At 74.4% G+C, this 461-nt stretch carries 1 pseudogene; it reads right to left on the reverse strand.

What is annotated here, in order from left to right:
* Positions 1-65: 65 nt before the first annotated feature.
* A pseudogene (locus IY392_RS18300) lies at positions 66-461 on the reverse strand (hypothetical protein); the annotation flags it as partial.

The following is a 461-nucleotide window of genomic DNA, read 5'->3' on the forward strand; positions in this document are numbered from 1 at the left end:
AACCCGCCCCATCAGCGGACCTGAACTGGCGTGTTACTGACCCACGCTCCTAGCCGGTGCCCGGTTCAGCCGCCGTCGCGGTCAGCCGGAGCGCGGCGGGCTGACGGTCGGCGTCGTTCGGTGGACCGGTCGGCCACGCGGAGGACGCCGGCGCCGCGGACGTCCCCTGCGTCGAGGTAGGCCAGGGCGGCGTCGGCCTCGTCGAGGCGGTACTCGTGGGTGGTGGGGCGGAGGGCGAGGCGCTCGGCCAGGGCGAGGAACTCCTCGCCGTCGGAGCGGGTGTTGCTCTCCACACTGGTCACGGTCCGCTCGTGGAACAGGTGCCGCTGGTAGTCGAGCCGGGGGATGTCGGAGAGGTGGATGCCGGCCACGGCGAGGGTCGCGCCGGGGGCGAGTGCCGCCAGGGCCTCCGGCACGATCTCCCCCGCCGGGGCGAAGAGGATCGCGGCGTCGAGCGGGAC

This window comes from Dietzia sp. SYD-A1 (genome assembly GCF_015356725.1).
Classification (GTDB): Bacteria; Actinomycetota; Actinomycetes; order Mycobacteriales; family Mycobacteriaceae; genus Dietzia.